At 37.4% G+C, this 22886-nt stretch carries 20 protein-coding genes; 15 read left to right on the top strand and 5 right to left on the bottom strand.

Translation table 11 applies throughout. The annotated features are described in order from the left end of the window. Window positions 1-5: 5 nt before the first annotated feature. The 9 genes from uraA (at window position 6) to pyrE (ending at window position 10951) form a co-directional block, all read left to right on the top strand. The gene (uraA, locus tag ACZ76X_RS13310; RefSeq protein WP_142337349.1) at window positions 6-1289 is read left to right on the top strand and encodes a uracil permease; all 1284 of its coding nucleotides are present in this window, start codon (window positions 6-8) and stop codon (window positions 1287-1289) included. A 148-nt stretch (window positions 1290-1437) separates the two neighbouring features. Next, a complete protein-coding gene (gene pyrB, locus ACZ76X_RS13315) occupies window positions 1438-2352 on the top strand; it encodes an aspartate carbamoyltransferase (protein ID WP_479850661.1) in 915 nt (304 codons plus the stop codon). Continuing rightward, window positions 2336-3622 carry a dihydroorotase gene (pyrC, locus tag ACZ76X_RS13320; RefSeq protein ID WP_479850662.1) on the top strand — a complete coding sequence of 429 codons (1287 nt, stop codon included), beginning with the start codon at window positions 2336-2338 and terminating at the stop codon, window positions 3620-3622. The genes pyrB and pyrC overlap by 17 nt, the downstream gene beginning before the upstream one ends. Next, window positions 3619-4716 (top strand): carbamoyl phosphate synthase small subunit, encoded by a 1098-nt coding sequence (locus ACZ76X_RS13325; RefSeq protein WP_479850663.1) that lies wholly within the window; start codon window positions 3619-3621, stop codon window positions 4714-4716. The genes pyrC and ACZ76X_RS13325 overlap by 4 nt, the downstream gene beginning before the upstream one ends. Then, complete coding sequence (gene carB / locus ACZ76X_RS13330; protein ID WP_479850664.1) at window positions 4701-7919, top strand: carbamoyl-phosphate synthase large subunit; 3219 nt, start codon at window positions 4701-4703, stop codon at window positions 7917-7919. The genes ACZ76X_RS13325 and carB overlap by 16 nt, the downstream gene beginning before the upstream one ends. Continuing rightward, a complete protein-coding gene (gene pyrK / locus ACZ76X_RS13335) occupies window positions 7916-8695 on the top strand; it encodes a dihydroorotate oxidase B electron transfer subunit (protein WP_000983359.1) in 780 nt (259 codons plus the stop codon). The genes carB and pyrK overlap by 4 nt, the downstream gene beginning before the upstream one ends. Continuing rightward, window positions 8692-9621, top strand: a complete 930-nt coding sequence (gene pyrD / locus ACZ76X_RS13340; RefSeq protein WP_001081057.1) for a dihydroorotate oxidase B catalytic subunit — start codon at window positions 8692-8694, stop codon at window positions 9619-9621. The genes pyrK and pyrD overlap by 4 nt, the downstream gene beginning before the upstream one ends. Continuing rightward, window positions 9606-10322: an orotidine-5'-phosphate decarboxylase gene (gene pyrF / locus ACZ76X_RS13345; RefSeq protein WP_088028698.1), complete on the top strand. Its 717-nt coding sequence runs from the start codon at window positions 9606-9608 to the stop codon at window positions 10320-10322. The genes pyrD and pyrF overlap by 16 nt, the downstream gene beginning before the upstream one ends. Next, entirely contained in the window at window positions 10319-10951 is a 633-nt protein-coding gene (pyrE, locus tag ACZ76X_RS13350) for an orotate phosphoribosyltransferase (protein ID WP_098667704.1), read from the top strand. Before pyrF ends, pyrE begins: the two co-directional genes overlap by 4 nt. 36 nt (window positions 10952-10987) lie before the next feature. Here the strand turns inward: pyrE and ACZ76X_RS13355 are convergent, their stop codons facing one another. The 3 genes from ACZ76X_RS13355 to ACZ76X_RS13365 form a co-directional block, all read right to left on the bottom strand. Beyond that, complete coding sequence (locus ACZ76X_RS13355; RefSeq protein WP_479850665.1) at window positions 10988-11665, bottom strand: HAD family hydrolase; 678 nt, start codon at window positions 11663-11665, stop codon at window positions 10988-10990. A gap of 22 nt (window positions 11666-11687) precedes the next feature. Continuing rightward, the gene (locus ACZ76X_RS13360; RefSeq protein ID WP_048546061.1) at window positions 11688-11942 is read right to left on the bottom strand and encodes a YbeF family protein; all 255 of its coding nucleotides are present in this window, start codon (window positions 11940-11942) and stop codon (window positions 11688-11690) included. A gap of 167 nt (window positions 11943-12109) precedes the next feature. Beyond that, window positions 12110-13495, bottom strand: coding sequence for a hypothetical protein (locus ACZ76X_RS13365; RefSeq protein ID WP_479850666.1), 1386 nt, complete (start codon window positions 13493-13495; stop codon window positions 12110-12112). 168 nt (window positions 13496-13663) lie between these two features. Between ACZ76X_RS13365 and ACZ76X_RS13370 the strand changes: the two genes are divergently transcribed. Next, a complete protein-coding gene (locus ACZ76X_RS13370; RefSeq protein ID WP_479850667.1) occupies window positions 13664-14026 on the top strand; it encodes a YoqO family protein in 363 nt (120 codons plus the stop codon). 15 nt (window positions 14027-14041) lie between these two features. Continuing rightward, entirely contained in the window at window positions 14042-14410 is a 369-nt protein-coding gene (locus tag ACZ76X_RS13375) for a YoqO family protein (protein WP_479850668.1), read from the top strand. A 39-nt stretch (window positions 14411-14449) separates the two neighbouring features. Here ACZ76X_RS13375 and ACZ76X_RS13380 read toward each other — a convergent pair whose 3' ends face one another. Beyond that, on the bottom strand, window positions 14450-15520 hold the full coding sequence (locus ACZ76X_RS13380; protein ID WP_479850669.1) for a M24 family metallopeptidase: 1071 nt from the start codon (window positions 15518-15520) through the stop codon (window positions 14450-14452). A gap of 282 nt (window positions 15521-15802) precedes the next feature. Here ACZ76X_RS13380 and ACZ76X_RS13385 point away from each other — a divergent pair, with 282 nt between their 5' ends. Further along, window positions 15803-16984, top strand: a complete 1182-nt coding sequence (locus tag ACZ76X_RS13385) for a lysozyme inhibitor LprI family protein (RefSeq protein WP_479850670.1) — start codon at window positions 15803-15805, stop codon at window positions 16982-16984. A 50-nt stretch (window positions 16985-17034) separates the two neighbouring features. Here ACZ76X_RS13385 and ACZ76X_RS13390 read toward each other — a convergent pair whose 3' ends face one another. Beyond that, window positions 17035-18744, bottom strand: a complete 1710-nt coding sequence (locus tag ACZ76X_RS13390) for an Rqc2 family fibronectin-binding protein (RefSeq protein ID WP_479850671.1) — start codon at window positions 18742-18744, stop codon at window positions 17035-17037. A 103-nt stretch (window positions 18745-18847) separates the two neighbouring features. Here ACZ76X_RS13390 and ACZ76X_RS13395 point away from each other — a divergent pair, with 103 nt between their 5' ends. The 3 genes from ACZ76X_RS13395 (at window position 18848) to remA (ending at window position 22878) form a co-directional block, all read left to right on the top strand. After that, complete coding sequence (locus tag ACZ76X_RS13395) at window positions 18848-21571, top strand: calcium-translocating P-type ATPase, SERCA-type (RefSeq protein WP_479850672.1); 2724 nt, start codon at window positions 18848-18850, stop codon at window positions 21569-21571. Window positions 21572-21671: 100 nt separating this feature from the next. Continuing rightward, a complete protein-coding gene (locus tag ACZ76X_RS13400; RefSeq protein ID WP_098667714.1) occupies window positions 21672-22547 on the top strand; it encodes a YicC/YloC family endoribonuclease in 876 nt (291 codons plus the stop codon). Between the two features lie 67 nt (window positions 22548-22614). Beyond that, window positions 22615-22878 (top strand): extracellular matrix/biofilm regulator RemA, encoded by a 264-nt coding sequence (gene remA / locus ACZ76X_RS13405; protein ID WP_001251456.1) that lies wholly within the window; start codon window positions 22615-22617, stop codon window positions 22876-22878. Window positions 22879-22886 lie beyond the last annotated feature (8 nt).

Consider the following 22886-nt stretch of genomic DNA (forward strand, 5'->3'; position numbering starts at 1 on the left):
TAACAATGGAACAAAAGCCAGTGTTAGACGTTAATGAAGTACCGAAACCGGGAAAATGGTTATTTTTAAGTATACAACATTTGTTCGCGATGTTTGGATCAACAGTGCTTGTTCCGTTTTTAACAGGATTGAATCCATCAGTAGCATTAATATCAAGTGGATTAGGAACGTTAGCGTTTCTTCTTATAACAAAAGGTCAAGTACCTGCCTATCTAGGATCATCATTCGCCTTTATCGCACCGATTATAACAGCAAAAACGGCAGGTGGCCCGGGCGCAGCAATGCTTGGTGGTTTGCTAGCAGGACTTGTGTACATCTTAATCTCACTCGGAATTAAGAAATCAGGATCAGAGTGGATTATGAAATTACTACCACCAATCGTAGTTGGCCCGGTAGTAATGGTAATCGGTTTAGCATTAGCACATACAGCAGTTAACATGGCGATGAACGGTGCGGATGGCAAATATAGCTTTACACACTTTTCAGTAGCATTAGTAACATTAGCAATTACAATTATCTGCTCAATATTCGGAAGAGGATTTTTCAGTATCATACCAGTGTTACTTGGCATTATCGGCGGATATATTTTCGCTTACTTCCAAGGGCTAGTAGACTTAAAGCCGGTAGCCGAGGCGAAATGGTTTGTTGTACCAGATTTCACAGTACCATTCGTAACATATACACCAGAGTTTTCATGGAAGATTGTACTCTTGATGGTACCAGTTGCACTAGTAACAATTTCAGAACATATTGGACATCAAATTGTACTAGGAAATGTTATTAAAAGAGATTTAATTGAAAAACCAGGTTTACACCGTTCAATCTTCGGTGATGGAGTAGCAACATTAATCGCATCACTAATCGGTGGACCACCGAATACAACGTATGGTGAAAACATCGGTGTGCTAGCAATTACGAGAGCGTATAGTGTATACTTATTCATCGGTTCAGCAGTGTTCGCAATCATGTTCGGATTTATCGGTAAGATTTCTGCACTGATTCATTCGATCCCAACACCAGTTATGGGTGGTGTATCAATCTTACTATTCGGTGTAATCGCATCAAGTGGATTACGTATGATGGTAGATGATAAAACGGATCTCAGTGACAAACGAAACTTAATGATTGCATCGGTAATACTAGTAATAGGTATTGGTGGAGCGGTACTGCACGTAGGAGAATCGTTCCAAGTAGAAGGAATGGCACTAGCAGCAATTGTAGGTGTACTGTTAAATCTACTACTACCAGAAACGAAACAAATAAAACAAACTAAGCAGATTGCTTCATAATAATAACCTTTTAATTCAGTCCTGTGAGATTGGAAAGGGTGGCTTCTTTCTTGCACCCTAGTCTCACACGACTAGGGTATTTTTATGCAAAGGTTGTTATAAAAATACAAAAGTGGTAACATAAAAATCAGAAAGATGAGGGATGACGATGAGCCATTTGTTAACGATGAGTGAATTATCGAAAGTAGAAATTTCAGAAATCCTAAAAGACGCAGAAGATTTTGCGAATGGGAAAGAGAGCAAAACGACAGGGCAAACTTTTGTTGCGAACTTGTTCTTTGAGAATAGTACGAGAACGAGATTTAGCTTTGAAGTTGCTGAGAAGAGATTAGGACTTGATGTTTTAAACTTTTCAGCTGATGCATCTAGCGTACAAAAAGGAGAAACATTATACGATACGATAAGAACACTAGAATCAATCGGAACAAAAGCAGTGGTCATCCGCCACGAGCAAGATCGCTACTTCGATGAACTAAAAGATCAGGTAAATATTCCGATCTTAAACGCTGGAGATGGATGTGGAAACCACCCAACGCAGTGCTTACTAGACCTTCTTACAATTAAACAAGAGTTTGGAAGATTTGAAGGGTTGAAGATTGCAATAGTAGGAGATATTCGTCATAGCCGAGTAGCACGTTCGAATGCAGAAGCATTAACGAAACTGGGTGCAACAATTTACTTTGCAAGTCCAGAAGAGTGGAAAGATGAAGACAACACATTTGGAACATACAAACCATTAGATGAGCTTGTTCCAGAAGTGGATGTAATGATGTTACTTCGTGTACAACATGAGCGTCATGATCATTATGAAACAGACATTATGAAAGAGTATCATGAGAAACACGGATTAACAGTGGAAAGAGAACAGCGTATGAAAGAAGGAAGCATTATTATGCATCCAGCTCCTGTAAACCGAGATGTTGAAATTGCAAGTGAACTGGTTGAGTGTGAGCGTTCACGCATATTTAAACAAATGGAAAATGGAGTTTACGTAAGAATGGCTGTACTAAAACGCGCCTTACCAAATGTATTAGGAGGAATGAAACATGAATTACTTGTTTAAAAATGGTCGTTATATGAATGAAGAAGGAAAAATCGTAGCAACAGATCTTCTCGTACAAGACGGTAAAATCGCTAAGGTAGCAGAAAATATTACGGCAGATAATGCTGAAGTAATCGATGTGAACGGAAAGTTAATCGCACCTGGATTAGTAGATGTACACGTACATCTTCGCGAACCAGGTGGTGAACATAAAGAAACAATTGAAACAGGTACACTAGCAGCGGCAAAAGGTGGATTCACTACAATTTGTGCAATGCCAAATACACGCCCAGTACCAGATTGCAGAGAACATATGGAAGATCTGCAAAATCGTATTAAAGAAAAAGCGCATGTTAACGTACTACCATACGGAGCAATTACAGTACGCCAAGCGGGTTCTGAAATGACAGATTTCGAAACATTAAAAGAACTTGGAGCATTTGCTTTCACAGATGACGGTGTAGGCGTACAAGATGCTAGCATGATGTTGGCTGCTATGAAGCGTGCAGCGAAATTAAATATGGCAGTAGTTGCGCACTGTGAAGAGAATACTCTTATTAATAAAGGTTGTGTACATGAAGGGAAGTTTTCTGAGAAACACGGATTAAACGGTATCCCATCAGTATGTGAATCTGTACATATCGCAAGGGATATACTGCTTGCTGAAGCGGCAGATTGTCACTATCACGTATGTCACGTAAGTACGAAAGGCTCAGTACGCGTAATTCGTGATGCAAAGCGCGCTGGAATTACAGTAACAGCAGAGGTAACACCTCATCACTTAGTATTATGTGAAGATGATATCCCATCAGCTGATCCTAACTTTAAAATGAACCCACCGCTTCGTGGAAAAGAAGATCATGCAGCATTAATTGAAGGTTTATTAGATGGAACGATCGATATGATTGCAACTGATCATGCACCGCATACAGCGGAAGAGAAAGCACAAGGAATTGAAAGAGCACCATTCGGAATTACTGGCTTTGAAACAGCATTCCCACTTCTATACACAAACCTTGTGAAAAAGGGAATTATTACATTAGAGCAATTAATTCAATTCTTAACAGAAAAGCCAGCTGATACATTCGGTTTAGAAGCAGGTCGCCTGAAAGAAGGTAGAACAGCTGATATTACAATCATTGATTTAGAACAAGAAGAAGAGATTGATCCAACAACATTCTTATCAAAAGGGAAAAATACACCATTCGCAGGTTGGAAATGCCAAGGATGGCCGGTAATGACAATCGTTGGTGGTAAGATCGCATGGCAAAAGGAGAGTGCATTAGTATGAAAAGACAACTTATCTTAGAAGATGGAACAGTATTAATTGGAACAGGTTTCGGAGGAGAAATCGAAAAGTCAGGTGAGGTTGTATTTACAACAGGAATGACTGGATATCAAGAAACATTATCTGATCCATCATATTGCGGTCAAATTGTAACATTCACGTACCCATTAATTGGAAACTACGGCATCAATCGAGATGATTTCGAATCGATTCACCCTTCTGTAAATGGTTTAATCGTAAACGAAATTTGTAATCACCCATCAAACTTCCGTAATGAAATTTCGTTAAATGACTACTTAAAAGAAAGAAACATCCCAGGATTAGCAGGGATTGATACGAGAAAATTAACGAGAAAAATTCGTCAATACGGTACATTACGCGGACGTCTTTGTAACATGGATGCAGATGTAGAATACATCGTGAGCCAATTAAAAGCAACAGTATTTACAGATCATGTAAAACGCGTATCAACGAAAGATCCATATCCAAGCCCAGGCCGCGGACATCGCGTTGTACTAGTAGACTTCGGTATGAAACATGGTATTTTACGAGAGTTAAATAAACGTGATTGTGATGTAATTGTAGTTCCTTACAACACGACAGCTGAAGAAATTTTACGCCTTAGCCCAGATGGAATTATGTTAAGTAACGGACCTGGGGATCCAAAAGATGTACCAGAAGCAATTGAAATGTTAAAAGACATTATCGGTAAAGTTCCTTTATTCGGAATTTGCCTAGGACATCAATTGTTCGCTCTAGCATCTGGTGCGAATACAAGTAAGTTGAAATTCGGTCACCGTGGTTTAAACCATCCAGTAAAAAATCTTGCAACTGGAAAAGTAGCAATTACATCTCAAAACCATGGTTACGCAGTAGAAGAAGAATCAGTTGAAAATACAGAACTTGAAATTACACATGTTGCTTTAAATGATGGAACAGTAGAAGGTCTTCGTCATAAGAAGTTCCCAGCATTTACAGTTCAATACCATCCAGAAGCTTCAGCAGGACCAGAAGATGCAAATGATTTATTCGAAGATTTCTTAACAATGATTGAAAACTTCAAGAAAGAAGGGGAAGAGTTATGCCAAAACGCCTAGACATTAACACAATTTTAGTAATCGGATCAGGACCAATTGTAATTGGGCAAGCAGCGGAGTTTGACTACTCTGGAACACAAGCTTGTCAATCTCTTAAAGAGGAAGGTTACAAAGTAATCCTTGTTAACTCTAACCCAGCAACAATTATGACGGACACTGCAACAGCAGATAAAGTATACATTGAGCCTTTAACATTAGAATTCGTAAGCCGAATCATTCGTAAAGAACGTCCAGATGCAATCTTACCAACATTAGGTGGTCAAACAGGTCTAAATATGGCTGTTGAACTTGCAAAATCAGGCGTACTTGATGAGTGCGGAGTTGAAATTTTAGGAACAAAATTATCAGCAATTGAGCAAGCGGAAGATCGTGATTTATTCCGTACATTAATGCAAGATTTAAATGAACCAACACCACCAAGTGAAATCATTCATAACCTTGATGAAGCATATGGCTTTGTAAATGAAATTGGTTATCCAGTAATCGTTCGCCCAGCATTCACATTAGGCGGAACGGGCGGCGGAATTTGCCATAACGAAGAAGAGTTAATTGAAATCGTAACAAGTGGTTTAAAACATAGCCCAGTAACACAATGTTTATTAGAGAAAAGTATCGCTGGCTGTAAAGAAATTGAATACGAAGTAATGCGTGATTCAAATGATAACGCGATTGTAGTATGTAATATGGAAAACATCGATCCAGTTGGTGTTCATACAGGTGATTCAATCGTTGTAGCACCGAGCCAAACGTTAAGCGACCGTGAATACCAAATGTTACGTAACACTTCATTACGAATTATTCGTGCACTAGGAATTGAAGGTGGATGTAACGTTCAGCTTGCACTAGATCCATATAGCTTCCAATACTATGTAATCGAAGTAAACCCACGTGTAAGTCGTTCATCTGCACTAGCATCTAAAGCAACTGGATATCCAATTGCGAAATTAGCAGCGAAAATTGCAGTCGGCTTAACATTAGATGAAATCGTAAACCCAGTAACACAAAAAACGTATGCTTGCTTTGAGCCAGCATTAGACTATGTTGTTTCAAAAATTCCACGCTGGCCATTTGATAAGTTTGAATCAGCGAACAGAACACTTGGAACGCAAATGAAAGCAACTGGTGAAGTTATGTCAATCGGACGTAACTTAGAAGAATCATTATTAAAAGCGGTTCGTTCTTTAGAACTTGGCATTTATCACCTAGAATTAGACCACTTAAAAGAACTTGATAGAGAAACAATGAAAAAACGCATTATTAAAGCAGATGATGAGCGACTGTTTATCGTAGCAGAAGCGATTCGTCAAGGTGTAACGAAAGAAGAAATTAACGAATGGTGTGAAATGGACTTCTTCTTCTTACAAAAAGTTGAAAACATCGTAAATATGGAACGCGAAGTAAAAGCAAATGTAGGAAATATGGAAGTACTACAAACTGCGAAAGAAATGGGCTTCAGTGATCATTACATTGCAGCAGCTTGGAACAAAACGGAGCGCGAAATTTACGATATGCGTAAAGAAAATAATATGACGCCAGTATTCAAGATGGTAGATACTTGTGCGGCAGAGTTTGAATCTGCAACACCGTATTACTACAGCACATACGCTGATGAGAACGAATCAATTGTAACAAATCGTAAGAGTGTAGTAGTTCTAGGATCTGGTCCAATCCGCATTGGTCAAGGTGTTGAGTTTGACTATGCAACAGTTCACTCAGTATGGGCAATTAAAGAAGCTGGATATGAAGCAATTATCATTAACAATAACCCAGAAACTGTTTCAACAGACTTCAGTATTTCTGACAAATTATACTTTGAACCATTAACAATCGAAGATGTAATGCACATCATTGATTTAGAAAAACCAGAAGGTGTTATCGTTCAATTCGGTGGACAAACGGCAATTAACTTAGCGGCGAAATTAGAAGAACATGGTGTGAAGATTTTAGGAACATCACTTGAAGACTTAGACCGTGCAGAAGATCGTGATAAATTCGAAGCTGCTTTAACAAAACTTGGTATCCCACAACCAGTTGGTAAAACAGCAACGACTGTAGAACAAGCGGTAGCAATCGCTGAAGAAATTGGTTACCCAGTATTAGTAAGACCATCTTACGTACTAGGTGGACGTGCGATGGAAATCGTATACCGTCAAGAAGAACTACTGCACTACATGAAAAATGCAGTTAAAGTTCACGCAGATCACCCAGTATTAATCGACCGTTACATGGTGGGTAAAGAAATTGAAGTAGATGCAATTTCAGACGGTGAGAATGTATTCATTCCAGGTATTATGGAACATATTGAACGCGCTGGAGTTCACTCTGGTGACTCAATTGGAGTATATCCACCACAAAGCTTATCTGAAAAATTAAAAGAACAAATTATTGAACATACAATTGCACTTGGAAAAGGATTAAACATTGTTGGATTACTAAATATCCAGTTTGTAGTATTCAAAGATCAAGTGTACGTAATTGAAGTAAATCCACGTGCGAGCCGTACAGTACCATTCTTAAGTAAAATTACTGGTGTACCAATGGCAAACGTTGCAACGAAAGTTATTTTAGGGCAAGACCTAGTAGAGCAAGGATACGGAACGGGCTATCACCCAGAAGAGAAAGAAGTATATGTAAAAGCTCCGGTATTCTCATTCGCGAAACTACGCTCAGTTGATACAACATTAGGACCTGAAATGAAATCAACAGGGGAAGTAATGGGTAAAGATTTAACGCTTGAAAAAGCATTATACAAAGGGCTAGTTGCTTCTGGAATTAACATCCCAACGCACGGATCAGTAATCATTACTGTAGCGGATAAAGATAAAGAAGAGGCGATGGAAATTGCAAAACGTTTCCATGAAATCGGCTATAACTTATTAGCAACAGCTGGAACAGCACAATCGTTAGAAGAGAAAAATATTCCAGTACAAGTTGTAAACAAAATTGATTCTGAAGAATACAACTTACTAGATATTATCCGTCAAGGAAAAGCACAGTTTGTAATCAATACGCTAACAAAAGGTAAACAACCAGCGCGTGATGGTTTCCGCATTCGCCGTGAATCAGTAGAAAATGGTGTAGCTTGCTTAACATCACTTGATACAACGAGAGCAATCTTACGAGTATTAGAATCTATGACATTCTCAGCTCATTCAATGAAAGAAATTACGCAAACAAAGCGTCACGAGGTGGTACATGCATGATGCAAAAGCAAAATATGATCGTCGTTAATCAAAAAGAAATCGCAAAAAACATTTACGAATTAGTGCTTCAAGGAACATTAGTACAGCAAATGAACGAACCAGGGCAGTTTGTACACATTAAGGTAGCAGAGGGCATTGCGCCCCTTCTGCGCCGCCCGATTAGTATTTGTAATGTAGATCAAGAGAAGAACGAATTTACAATGCTATACCGTGCGGAAGGACAAGGGACAAAAACATTAGCAACTAGAAAACAAGGGGAAATGGTAGATGTACTAGGACCATTAGGACACGGTTTTCCTGTAGAAGAAGCAGAAGCTGGTCAAACAGCTTTACTCGTAGGCGGGGGAATTGGTGTACCACCACTTTATGAATTATCGCAGCGCCTCGTTGCAAAAGGTGTACGTGTTATTCACATCTTAGGTTTCCAAACGAAAGATGTAGTTTTCTATGAAGAAAAATTTGCAGAGCTTGGTGATACGTACGTTGCGACAGTAGACGGTACACACGGTACAAAAGGATTTGTCACAGATGTAATTGATAATTACGGAATTGACTTTGATATTCTTTATTCATGTGGTCCGTTAGCGATGCTTCGTGCATTAGAAGGACGTTACAAAGAGAAAAAAGCCTATATTTCATTAGAAGAACGTATGGGCTGTGGTATTGGAGCTTGTTTCGCATGTGTATGCCACTTACAAGAAGATCCAAGTGGACATTCTTACAAGAAGGTGTGTAGCGACGGACCAGTATTTCCAATCGGGGAGGTTGTACTATGAACAGATTGCAAGTTGAATTACCAGGATTATCATTAAAAAATCCAATTATACCGGCATCTGGATGCTTTGGATTTGGTCGTGAATATGCACAGTTTTACGATTTAAGTGTACTAGGATCAATCATGATTAAAGCGACGACAGAACAACCACGTTATGGAAATCCGACGCCTCGTGTTGCTGAAACACCGGGCGGCATGTTAAATGCAATCGGACTTCAAAACCCAGGGTTAGAAAAAGTAATGAATTCTGAATTACCATGGTTAGAACAATTTGACCTTCCAATCATTGCGAACGTTGCAGGCTCACAAGCTGAGGATTACGTAGCGGTTGCAAAGGAAATTTCTAAAGCGCCTAATGTCCATGCACTAGAATTAAATATTTCTTGTCCGAACGTAAAAACAGGTGGTATCGCCTTTGGTACAAATCCTGAAATTGCTGCTGATTTAACGAAGCGAGTAAAAGAGGTTTCTGAAGTACCTGTATACGTGAAGTTGTCACCGAACGTGGCAAACATTGTGGAAATCGCAAAAGCGATTGAAAATGCAGGTGCCGATGGTTTAACGATGATTAATACATTGCTTGGTATGCGTCTAGATTTAAAAACAGCTAAACCAATTTTAGCAAACCGTACAGGTGGATTATCAGGTCCTGCGATTAAGCCAGTAGCAATTCGTATGGTACATGAAGTAAGCCAAGCGGTTAACATTCCAATTATCGGAATGGGTGGCATTGAAACCGCGGAAGATGTAATTGAATTCTTCTACGCTGGCGCAAGCGCAGTTGCAGTAGGGACAGCGAACTTTATCGATCCGTTCGTATGTCCGACAATTATTGAAGAATTACCAGCGTTACTAGATGAATTAGGATTTGATCACATTTCGGAATGTCAAGGAAGGAGCTGGAAGCAAACATGTCACAGTCGTTAATCGTTGCACTAGATTTTCCAGGGAAACAAGATGTAGAACAATTCTTGCGCCACTTTGAAGGGGAAGAGTTATTTGTCAAAGTTGGTATGGAGTTATTTTACAAAGAAGGCCCTGCAATTATTACGTACTTAAAAGAAAAAGGACATAAGATTTTTCTAGATTTAAAACTTCATGATATTCCGAATACAGTAAAAAGCGCTATGCGTAGCCTAGCTAGTCTAGATGTTGATATGGTAAATGTTCATGCTGCTGGGGGAAGCGGTATGATGAAAGCTGCGATTGAGGGATTAGAGGAAGGTAAGCAAGAAGGAAAAGAGAGACCGATTTGTATTGCAGTTACACAACTAACAAGCACTTCGGAAGCGATGATGAAAAAAGAGATCGGCATTGAGAAAACGTTAGAAGAAGCGGTTGCTCATTATGCAAAATTAACGAAAGAAAGTGGACTTGATGGCGTTGTTTGTTCAACGCTTGAAGTTCCAAAATTACGTGAAGTATGCGGAAATGAATTTGTAACAGTAACACCGGGGATTCGTCTTGCAAGCGATGATGTAAATGACCAGGTGCGCGTAGCAACACCGAAACGTGCGAGGGAACTTGGCTCAAGCTACATCGTAGTTGGACGTAGTATTACAAAAGCAGAAAATCCGCTTGAAGCGTATAAAACAGTAAAACAACAGTGGGAAGGTGTAACAGTATGAAAAAAGAAATCGCATCGCATTTATTAGAAATTGGAGCAGTATTTTTACAACCGAATGATCCATTCACATGGTCTTCAGGTATGAAATCACCAATTTATTGTGATAACCGTTTAACTTTATCTTATCCAAAAGTACGTCAAGCGATTGCAGCTGGATTAGAAGAGTTAATTAAAGAGCACTTCCCAACTGTAGAAGTTATTGCAGGAACAGCAACTGCTGGTATTGCGCACGCTGCATGGGTAAGCGATCGTATGGATTTACCAATGTGCTACGTACGTAGTAAAGCAAAAGGTCACGGTAAAGGGAACCAAATCGAAGGAAAAGCTGAAAAAGGTCAAAAAGTAGTAGTAGTAGAAGACTTAATTTCAACTGGCGGCAGTGCAATTACATGTGTAGAAGCACTTCGCGAAGCAGGTTGTGAAGTATTAGGAATCGTATCAATCTTCACATACGAGCTTGAAGCAGGTAAAACAAAACTAGAAGCAGCGAACGTAGCATCATACTCTTTAAGCGACTACAGTGCATTAACTGAAGTTGCAGCAGAAAAAGGTATGATCGGACAAGCTGAAACGAAAAAATTACAAGAGTGGCGTAAAAATCCAGCTGACGAAGCTTGGATCACAGCGTAACACGAAAAAAAGACCGCGGGGGAACGCGGTCTTTTTTTATATTATTGTTAAAACTTCATGTAAAGAACAGATAGTGGGAACATTACACTTGAGTTGCAAGTTATCCCGATTTAACCATATCCCTTTCATTCCGGCTACTGTACTACTAATTGCATCTATTTCTAATCGATCGCCAATATAATAGCAATCTTTCATTTCAAGATTTGATTGTAATACAGTTCGTTGAAAAATTTGAGGATCTGGTTTTGATATACCAATTTCACTAGAAGCAAATATGTATTTGAAATATTGTAGAATGTTTAGAGCGGTTAACTTTTCGACTTGTTGCTCATATTCACCGTTGCTAATGATACCTAATGAGTGCCCTTCTTGCTGTAAAGTCTGCAATGTATAGTGTACATCTTCAAATGCTGCCCAGTTGTTCTTATATAGTTCTATATAATGATTGAATTTATGCTGAGATTCCTCGGGTGATAAGTTTACTCCATATGTTTTAAATAAATGGTACATTCGCATCCTTTGTTGTTTTTGAAAAGATAATTCTTTGGATAAAAATTTGTTGAAATATTCTTCTGATAATTCATGCCAGACTTCTGTTGCTTCTAATTCATTGCCTGAAAAAATAGTATTATATATTTGAAAAAAATCTATAATACCATTTCTTTCCGCAGCCTCATAATCAAGTAAAGTTCCATCAATATCAAAGAAAATCATATGATAATCTCCTTGCTAACAACTATTTAGCGTTTTCTGCAACCTCATATCCTCTTACAAATAATAGTGTCATATAAGAAACAATAAATGAGAAGATGCTGTACATGCCAACCCAAAAGAAGAATTTTGGAGTGAAGGCGATAACACCTATTATTAAAAAACTAGCAAACGTTACAATCGGCATTACGTAATACGTTTTCGTCTTGCGCGTTCCAATAACAGAAATGATAAAGATAAGTAATGGACAAATTAATAAGACGAAAATCAATTCATTCATAGTTATGTCTCCTTTTCTAATGGAAGTAATCTGTTTCTCGTAAACGTTTTAAAATAAATACTCTCTTAATATAACTTCGCTAACATGTATATAATCCCTTTGGAAAGTCAGTAATAAATTGCTCGATCTCACAATAAAAAACGTAAGCAAGAGAACACTTGCTTACGTTATAAAATAAACATCGCAACGATCGTGGTGACAATTAAACCGATAACAACCGGTAAAAAGTTTCGGCGTGCAAGTTCAAATGGATCTACCTTGCAAATGGCAGCAGCGGGAATAAGTGCCCAAGGAATTAACGTCCCTCCCCCGGTCCAGATTGCTGCAATCTGCCCGAGTGCTGTTAATGTAGCTGTTCCATGCCCAAGTGCTGTTCCGAAAAGATTGGCAATCGAACCAGCAAGTGATATACCAGAAAAGCCAGATCCATCTAATCCTGTTATGACACCAACGATAGTTAATGTTCCCGCTGATACATATTGATTTAAAGGAACTGTTTGAGACAAAGCGATCCCTAAGTCGTTAATGATTCCATGTGAACCTTTTGGTAAATAGTCCCCGATAATTTTTACAAAACCGCTATCTCCTAAATAAAAGAGTGCAGCAATTGGGATAACTGGACCAAAAATTTTAAAGCCAAATTGGAGCCCTTCTATAAAATAATCGGTCGTTTTATTTAGTCCATTACCTTTGTAGGCGATGAGAGAAATGATGATAATCATAATAACAGTCGTTCCGCCGATCAGTGCAGTTGCATCGCTTCCTTGTAGCTTAAATTGAATCATGCAGAGGATATCAATGATATATACGATCGGGATGCAAATAGCAAGCCATTTTTTTGTCCGAGGGGATAATGAAGTGAGCGTTTTAGAAGCCACAGTTGATGAAATAGATTCTTGTATGGATAAGCCTGTATGAAATTCTTTTCGTAAGAAGAAAAATGCGACGGAAGTTGTTACAATGCCCATAACAATTACGAGAGGAACACTGGCAGAAACAACGCTGGAAACAGGAAGACCAGCAGCGTCTGCAGTTAATTTTGGTGCACCTTGAATAACGAAGTCACCAGATAAGGCGATGCCGTGTCCGAATAAATTCATAGCAATTGCCACTCCAATCGGGGGAAGACCAACGCGTACAGCGACCGGTAATAAAATAGCTCCCATTAAGGCGACAGCGGGAGAAGGCCAAAAGAAGAAAGAAATTGTCATCATTAAAAGGCCGATCATCCAATAGGCGAGGGTAGGTGTACGAATCATCTTTGTAAATGGTGAAATCATCGTGTCATTTATGCCAGTATGAACGAGTAGATTACTCATTGATACGATAATGGAGATGATTAATATAGTTGGTAATAGTTCAGTAATAGCGTAAATGAAACTTTGAAAAATACCGCTAATGGCAAGAGGGATAGAACTTGTAGCAGTTAATGCTAACAAAAAGATAAAAACGATACAAATGATCGTCGTATCTTTCCGGAGAATAAAAAAGATAATAATAGTGAGTAAACAAATAACATAGAGAGCGTGTAATAGCGTTAATTCAACTCCCATAACATTCACATCCTTAGGCGTTCGTGTAGTTTATTGTATGAAAGCAGTGAAAGTATGTGAGTGTAAGGAACAGAAAAAAGGTGAAATTTCATGTACTGTAATGGTAAGAATAGTAAATGGATGTTACAATACAATTAATCCTAAAAATGGAATTTGAGGAGGGGTTATGTGCAAAAAATTGGATTTTGGGGATTCGTTATATCTTGTAGTCTATTAATCATTTTAAACTTATTTACAAATAATGAATGGATCAGTATTATACCTGTTTTCGGGTTTGTATTTATACTTTTATATAACTGGGAAGATATGAAACAATATAGTAAGAAAAGTATCGGAATTATGATAGGTAGTATTGTTGTTTGCTCATTTTTCGTAGGGTTTATTTTAATAGAAGGGCAGAAGCAAATAGAGAAAATGTCTATTTTTCAAGAGTGGATGTCTTCTGTAAAGGGGCTTTATATTGTCATTGTAGTTGTTGTTTTTCTAAGGATTGTTATAAGAATAACAAGTTACATATTAAAGGGAAAGTAGGATGGGGGAGTGTGAATGAGAGAGAAAATAGGTTATTATGGTGTGCTCGTTTGTTTACTATTATCAGTTATTTCAGGGCAGTTTCTTAAAAGTGAATGGATACCGATTATATTATGTATAGGAGTATTGATTTTTGCACCTATGTATCGCTGGAAGGAATGGAAAGCATATAGCCGAAAAAAGAAAATTGTTTTCAGCATCGAGTTTGTCATTATCATGAGCACAATTCCATTTTTGTTATTGAAAGGAAATAAGATCATAGACGGAATTGTAATGTTTCAAGGGTGGTTATTTATTGCGAAATTGATATATTTAATATGCATTTTAACGTTGTTAGCGGTAGTTGCCAAAAAAGTAAATGAAAAGCTATTCGCTAATGAATAAAAAAATGCCACCTTATTCGGTGGCATTTTTTCTATGATTTCAACAAGGAATAACAATTAGTTCCCGATTTGATTTTGTAATAACTTCATATCCGTCTTTTGTAATGACGATATCGTCTTCAATTCTACAACCACCCCAGTTTGGTATGTAAATACCAGGTTCAACTGTAACAACCATACCTTCTTCTAAAATAGTCTTACTTTCTTGGGATAGGCGAAGTGGTTCATGGATTTCTAACCCAAGACCATGACCAGTAGAGTGTCCAAAATATTGACCGTATCCATGCTCAGTAATGTAGTTTCTCGTTATATCATCGATACGTTTCGCAGTTTCTCCAGGCTTAATTGCTTCAGTCCCACGTTTTAACGCTTCTCGTACAACATTGTATATCTTTTTGAATTCTTCTGATGGTTCCCCGATTGCTACAGTACGAGTTATATCAGAACAATATCCGTCGTAAAGTGCACCGAAGTCTAATGTAACGACATCGCCTCGTTCGATTATTTTATTTGATGCAACTCCATGAGGAAGAGAAGAACGAACGCCAGAAGCTACAATAATTTGAAATGATGAGGATGTAGCCCCTTTTTTTCGCATGAAAAATTCTAACTCATCTCGTACATCATTTTCGCTTATTCCCGGTTTTAAAAATCTAATAATGTGTTGAAATGCCTCGTCAGCGATATTAGCTGCGATTTTCATTATTTCTATTTCGGGCTTGTCTTTAATAATACGAATATTTTCGATAATTTCGCACACTTGAATCATTTCCGTATGTACGTATTTTTGCAAGTTTTTATATTGTTGCAATGTCATGTTGTTTTCTTCAATTCCAAGTTTTTGAATGTTTAATTTCCATACTTGATGTGCAATTTCTTTTTCTAAATTTCCTTTATGCATAACAATCTCAGCATCTTTTATTTGTGATTTTGCTTGGTCTACATAGCGGAAATCTGTTATAAAAACAGCTTGATCGGCAGAGATTAAGACGACGCCAGCACTACCTGTAAAGCCTGTTGCATATTGACGGTTTTCTTTTTTTGTAATAAGTAACCCGTCAATTCCGTACTTATGTAGTTGTTTTTGGATGTTAGTTATTCTTATATTCATTTTAATGCCTCCTTTTTATATTTAATAAAGCAAAAATTGTGCCAGTATACTTATTGACAATAAAAGAGAAGGGGGAGTTTTGTGTCAAAAAAACTAGACAAATATAAAATGAGGATGTCAAAAATTTATACAGTAATGTAAACTTGCATATTATAATCTTTCAATTCTAATATTATATTTTTTGTATAAATAAATGGTGATAATTGGTATAATAAGAGGTCGTTATGTTTTCTTGTAGATAAAGGTGCGTAACGAATAAATAGGAATAAGGAATGTGAGTATATGAAGAAATTAAGTAAAGTCATTTCATTTTGCTTCGCTGCTAGTATGCTAGTTGTAACAGGGTGTGAAAAAAGTGAAATCAAAATTCAAGCAAATGAAAAGATTGAACAGCTTGATGAAGCGCCAGAAGTGACAGAAAAAGAAGCGAAAAAGATTGTAAGAAAGAGTGTAGATGCAATAGCAAATGCATTTAGTGAGATGGAAAAAGAAAATGGATGGAGTCGAAATAATCCTGGAGATTTGGCGACAGCGAAAAAAGGAGTTAAGGGATTAGTTACAGAAAAATTTGTAGAGAACCAGCTTCCTAACTCGCTTGAAACATTTAATAGATCTAGAGAGACAGATATGTTGCCATTCCCTATTAATATTGAACCAGAAATGAGATTCACGTATACACAGAAAGATAAAAATTTAACGATTGAAACTATTATACCTTCAAATGATATGGGAAATGAAGCAGAGATATGGGAATTTATTTTAGTTTATAAAGATGGAAAATGGTTAATGGATAAATGGTCATCGCATACACCGAGAGATTTAAAACTTACGAAGGAAGAAGCTAGTGAATTTCTTAAAATTCGTGGTTTTAAGAATGCATCTTTTGTTAAAGAGGAGAACAGTGGTGATAAAAAGTATATTTTTAAAGACAGTACTAGTTTAATTACTGTGAATGCAAAAACATCGGTTATTACAATTAATTCAGATAACCCAAAAGAAGAACAGGTAGCGAATAAAAATAGTAGTGAAGAACACGAAAACATTAAGGAAAATAGCATGAGTACGCATGCTATTTCTAAAGAAGAGAAGCAGACTAAAAAAGAAACTTCGTCACCAGTAGGTAAAACTAAGGTTTTAAATGAATTAGCTGCTCTAGAAAATCAAGAAAAACATACAAATGTCGTGTCAACAAATGACATAGTAAATGAAATAGAAGGAAATTATCAACTGTGGGATAATAAACTAAATGAAATTTACAGTACATTAAAAAATGCAATGTCAGCTGATGCGTTTCAGTCATTAAAAACGAAACAAGTTGCATGGGTTAAAGAAAAGGAAAGTAAGGTTAAAGCCATTGCTACGGATGAAAATAATGGAACGATGAAATATATTGAAGCTGCAGATGAAAAATATAAGATGACAAAAGAAAGATGTTATGAATTAGTGAATGGGTATATGAACTAGTGTGTACGAATATAAAAAATGCGTTGCTTATAAGCAACGCATTTTTGTATTTACACTTTTAATTTCATTACAGTATCAGCATCTGGTGTCACATAAACTGTTTGCTGATTGTCGTACGTAACAAAACCAAGTTTTGCACCACTCGGTTTTTTGACATGGCGTATTTTGGTGAAATCAACAGGTACGGAGCTAGACTCTTTTGCTTTACTGTAATAGGCAGCAATTTTGGCAGCTTCTAGTAAAGTTTCTTCAGTAGGCTCTAAAGAACGAATGACAACGTGAGAACCAGGTATGTCTTTCGTATGTAACCAAATTTCATCACGACGGGCAAATTTCGTTGTTAAATAATCATTTTGTTTATTGTTTTTACCAACGAAAATCTCTGTGCCATCACTTGCTACATATTTATCTAATACTGGTTTAGTAGGCTTTTTCTTTGCGTTTTTCGTTTTACGATTGCGCATATAACCTTCTTCAGCTAATTCCTCTCGAATTTCTTCAATATCTTTTGAAGAAGCAGCTTCCATTTGTTGAAGTAAGCTATCAAAATAAAGAATTTCTTCATTTGTTTTTTCGATTTGTTCTTCAACAACAACAACTGAATTTTTCGCTTTTTGATACTTTTGGAAATAGCGTTGCGCATTTTCAGATGGCGTTTTTAAAGGATCTAATGTGATCTTTACAGTTCCGCCATTTTCATCATAATAGTTAACGACCTCAATATCTTTATCACCTTTTTTCAAAGCGTACATATTAGCTGTAAGTAGTTCTCCAAATAGTTGATATTTATCTGCTTTTCCAGCATCTTGTAATGTTTTTTGTAGTTTAATGAGTTTTTTCTCATTTTTATTTTTTTCGTTTTGCATAAAGCGCTCTAAATCATGGGCTTGCTGTTTTACACGGTCGCGCTCTGCTTTTCCGAAAAAGAAACGATCTAGCAATTCACTAACAGATGAGAACGTCTTGTTTTCCCCTTGCAAATGTGCAAGAGGGAAAAGGTAGAAAAATTCTTTCCCATTTGAAGTAGTCATCGTTGGTGAATATGTATGAGTTAATAATGGTTTTTGTATGGAGAAAAATGCGTCCGCTAATGCTTTTTCATTTACCATACCAGCTTTTTTCACTACTTCTTTTGCGAATAACGGCGATATTCCCGTAAAGGTGCCGACAAGCTGTTTATCCATGTTTCCAGATAAAAAGTCTAGCGGTCTAAGAAATTCCTCATTTGTTTCAATCTGAAGTGGATTAATTTTATGTTGTGCTGGTGGCGCAACATATTCAGCTCCAGCGTATACAGTTCGATGTCGGTTTACGGCTAAAGAAACGTGCTTTAAGCTATCTAAAATATTATTTGTTTTTGTGTCTACTAAAATGATGTTACTATGTCGTCCCATTATTTCAATTACTAATGTTTTTAGCGATTCATCACCAATTTCATTTCTGCTTCGCACAGTAATTTGAATAATACGCTCTAAATCAATTTGTTCAATTTTTTCAATGAATCCACCTTCTAAATGCTTACGAAGAAGCATACAAAACATTGGCGGAAGTGCAGGTGAATCGTAATTTTGATTTGTTAAGTGTAAACGTGCATATGTCGGGTGAGCGGAAAGAATCAGTTTTTGATTTTTTCCGTTTGCTCGAATATGTAATAAAATCTCATATTTTGAAGGTTGATATATTTTGGAAATTCTCCCCGTGTAAAGAGAATTTGCAATTTCATGTGTAATTGCTCTTGTAAATAATCCATCGAATGCCATAAAAACACTCCTTTCTAACTAAAAGTTAATTATAGCATTTTTTTGGACGAGGCTGAATAAGCTTTCAATAGAGTATGTCTGGAATCAGGAGGTCGATAGCAGGATGAACTGGTATGGTATGCGCGCACATGAAGTGGAAGAAAGAACGAATACGAATGTGAAGATGGGACTTACAGAGAAAGAAGCAGAAGGGCGAATAAAGAAATTTGGTACAAATGAATTAGATGAAGCAAAGAGGCCTTCTGCACTCATGGTATTTTTAGCACAATTTAAAGATTTCATGGTACTTGTTTTGTTTGGTGCAACAATCGTTTCGGCTTTTTTAGGGGAATACATTGATTCTATTGCGATTGTTGCGATTGTTATTATCAACGGTATTCTCGGCTTTTTCCAAGAAAGAAAGGCTGAAAAGTCATTGGAAGCTTTAAAAGAGCTAGCCGCCCCGCAAGTTACTGTACTGCGGAATGGAAAGTGGGTAAAGGCACCGTCCAAAGCACTCGTTTTAGGTGATGTTATTAAATTTTCTAGTGGCGATCGTATCGGGGCTGATGTACGTCTTGTTGAGGCATCGAGTTTATATATCGAAGAATCAGCTTTGACAGGTGAGTCAGTACCAGTGCAGAAGAAAGTAGAAGCATTGCAAGGGCAAGATGTTTCAATTGGTGATCAAAAAAATATGGCTTTTATGGGTACGATGATTACGCGAGGATCTGGAACAGGGGTCGTTGTCGCAACTGGTATGAATACAGCAATGGGTCAAATTGCAAATATGTTACAAAATGCAGAGCAAATGGAAACACCACTGCAAAGAAGATTAGAGCAACTCGGAAAAATATTAATTATTGTGGCTCTTGTGTTGACAGCACTTGTCGTATTAGCCGGTGTGTATCAAGGGAATGAAGTATATCATATGTTTTTAGCAGGCGTGTCACTAGCCGTTGCTGCTATTCCAGAAGGGTTACCAGCAATTGTTACAGTAGCTTTATCACTTGGTGTACAGCGTATGATAAAAAAGAGAGCGATTGTAAGGAAGTTACCGGCGGTAGAAACGTTAGGTTGTGCTTCCGTTATATGCTCTGATAAAACAGGAACGATGACACAAAACAAAATGATGGTAACACATATGTGGTCAGGTGGAGAGTTGTGGAAAGTGACAGGGCAAGGATATGAACCGAATGGCTCTTTTATGAAAGGTGAAAAAGAAATTAATCCAGATAAGACGAAATCACTTTATCAATTACTCACATTTGCTTCACTATGTAATAACGCAAATATAATTCAAAAGAAAAAGACATATGTATTGGACGGAGATCCAACTGAGGGAGCGCTTGTAGCTGCAGCAATGAAAGCGGGGATAACACGTGAGGCACTGAAAGGGAAATTTGAAATTATCCGCGAATTTCCGTTTGATTCCACTCGAAAAATGATGAGTGTTATTGTACGAGATCGAGAAGGGAAAAAGTTTGTTGTTACAAAGGGAGCACCAGATGTCCTTCTGCAAATGAGTCAAACAATTTTATGGGGGGATAAGCAGCAACCATTAAGTGAGTTGTATAGAAAAGAAGTACAGGCGGCTATTCATAGCTTAGGTAGTCAAGCACTTCGAACAATTGCAGTTGCTTTTAAGCCTTTAAAAGTAACAGACTCAATTGAACATGAAAGAGACGTTGAAAAAGATTTTATGTTAGTCGGGATACAAGGAATGATTGATCCGCCAAGACCAGAGGTAGAGCAGGCTGTAAAAGAGTGCAGAGAAGCTGGTATTCGAACAGTTATGATTACAGGTGACCATAAAGTGACTGCAATGGCGATTGCGGAACAATTAAGCATTTTACCACCAGGTGGACGCGTTGTTGAAGGGGTAGAACTCGCAAGTATGGATGTAGAAGAGTTAGAAAATGTTGTAGAAGATACGTATGTATTTGCTCGTGTATCACCGGAACATAAATTGAAAATTGTTAAGGCGTTGCAAAATAAAGGACATATAGTAGCGATGACAGGTGATGGGGTAAACGATGCACCTGCTATAAAAACAGCGGATATTGGGATAGCGATGGGGATTACAGGTACAGACGTTGCAAAAGAAGCTTCTTCTCTTGTATTGCTGGACGATAATTTCGCTACGATAAAATCAGCAATTAAAGAAGGGAGAAATATATACGAGAACATACGTAAGTTTATTCGTTATTTATTAGCATCGAACGTTGGAGAAATTTTGGTCATGTTATTCGCAATGTTACTTGCATTACCGCTGCCGATGGTTCCAATTCAAATTTTATGGGTGAACTTAGTTACTGACGGCTTACCGGCGATGGCATTAGGTTTGGATAAAGCTGAAGGAGACGTGATGAAGAGAACGCCGCGTCATCCGAAAGAAGGGGTATTTGCTAGAGGGCTTGCCTGGAAAATTATAAGTCGTGGCTTTCTAATTGGGGCAGTGACGCTAGTAGCGTTTATAGTAGCATTTAATCAGCATCCAAATGAACTGAAATATGCACAAACTGTAGCGTTTGCAACGTTGGTACTTGCTCAGCTTATTCATGTATTTGATTGCCGAAGTGAGCATTCTGTTTTCCACCGCAATCCGTTTGGAAATGTGTATTTAGTAGGAGCGGTTATCATCTCATTACTACTCATGCTAGTGGTTATATATTATCCACCGTTACAACCGATTTTTAGTACGATGCCAATACAAGCAAGAGATTGGTTGTTAATTGGAGGTTTATCATCAATTCCGACCTTTTTACTAGTAGGTTCTTTATTAACAAGGAAAAAGGGGCAGAAGGAAAAGTCGATATTATATAAGAAGGGATTAAACTTGAAATAGTCAATGATATGAAAATGTGATATAATTTACAGAAGGTAGTAGAGCCTTGTCTCTATTACCTTTTTCATTGAGTTATTTCATGGCTTGGATGTGATAAAAAATGATTTGTAGTATGACAGGATTTGGAAGGTCGAAAGTAGAAAATGATACTTTTCAAATTACAGTAGAAATGAAATCGGTAAACCACCGTTTTCTAGAGATGAGTATTCGACTTCCGAAGCAAATGATGGTATTCGAAGACAAAATTCGTAAAATAATTGCAGAACAAGTTCGACGTGGACGTATTGAAGTGTCTATTAGTATAACGGGTGAAGGGCTTGTTGAAAGAAAATTAAGTGTGAATTGGTCGCTTCTTGAGCAGTACCAATCGATTATGGAAGATATAAAAGGAAAATTTCAATTACAAGATTCTATTACGCTTCAGCAATTAATGGCAATGCCAGAAGTAACAGCGATTGAAGAAGTAGAAAATGTAAATGAACAATTTGAGAACAGTTTATATGAGGCGGTTCGCCAAGCTGCTCATATGTTAAAAACCATGAGAGATGGCGAAGGAGAACGATTACATAAAGATATAGCGTATCGTTTACAAGAGATTCACAATTGTGTAGATGCAATTATTCCGCATGCACCAATTGTTACGCAAAAATATCGTGAACGATTAGAAAATCGCTTAAAAGAATTACATAATCAAGATCTAGATGAACAAAGATTGCTAACAGAAGTTGCAATCTTTGCTGAGCGTTGTGATATTCACGAAGAGTTAGTTCGTTTGCAAAGTCATTTAGAGCAATTTCGTGAAACACTGCAGATTGAAGAGCCTGTTGGAAGGAAAATGGATTTCATCGTGCAGGAGATGCATAGAGAAATTAATACGATTGGTTCTAAGGCGAATGACTTAACAATTTCAAAATATGTTGTAGAAATGAAAAATAACCTTGAAAAAATTCGTGAACAAGTACAAAATATTGAGTAGCTTTCAAAAAATATATAAAGTTATACGTGGTGGAGAAATCGGATAGACTTACTAGGAGGCGCAAACTATGGCCATGCGGTTTTTAAATATTGGATACGGAAATATTGTATCTGCTCATCGAATTATTGCTATTGTAAGTCCGGAGTCAGCTCCTATTAAACGAACAGTACAAGAAGCACGCGAACATAATGCTTTGCTTGATGCTACGTATGGGAGAAAAACAAGGGCGGTTATTGTTATGGATGATGGGCATGTTGTATTAAGTCCAATTCAGCCAGAGACGATTGCACATCGTTTGAATAATAAAGAAGATTTAAGTGAGGAAGGGTAGGTTTTACA

The sequence above is a fragment of the Bacillus sp. BC05(2025) genome (assembly GCF_056725905.1).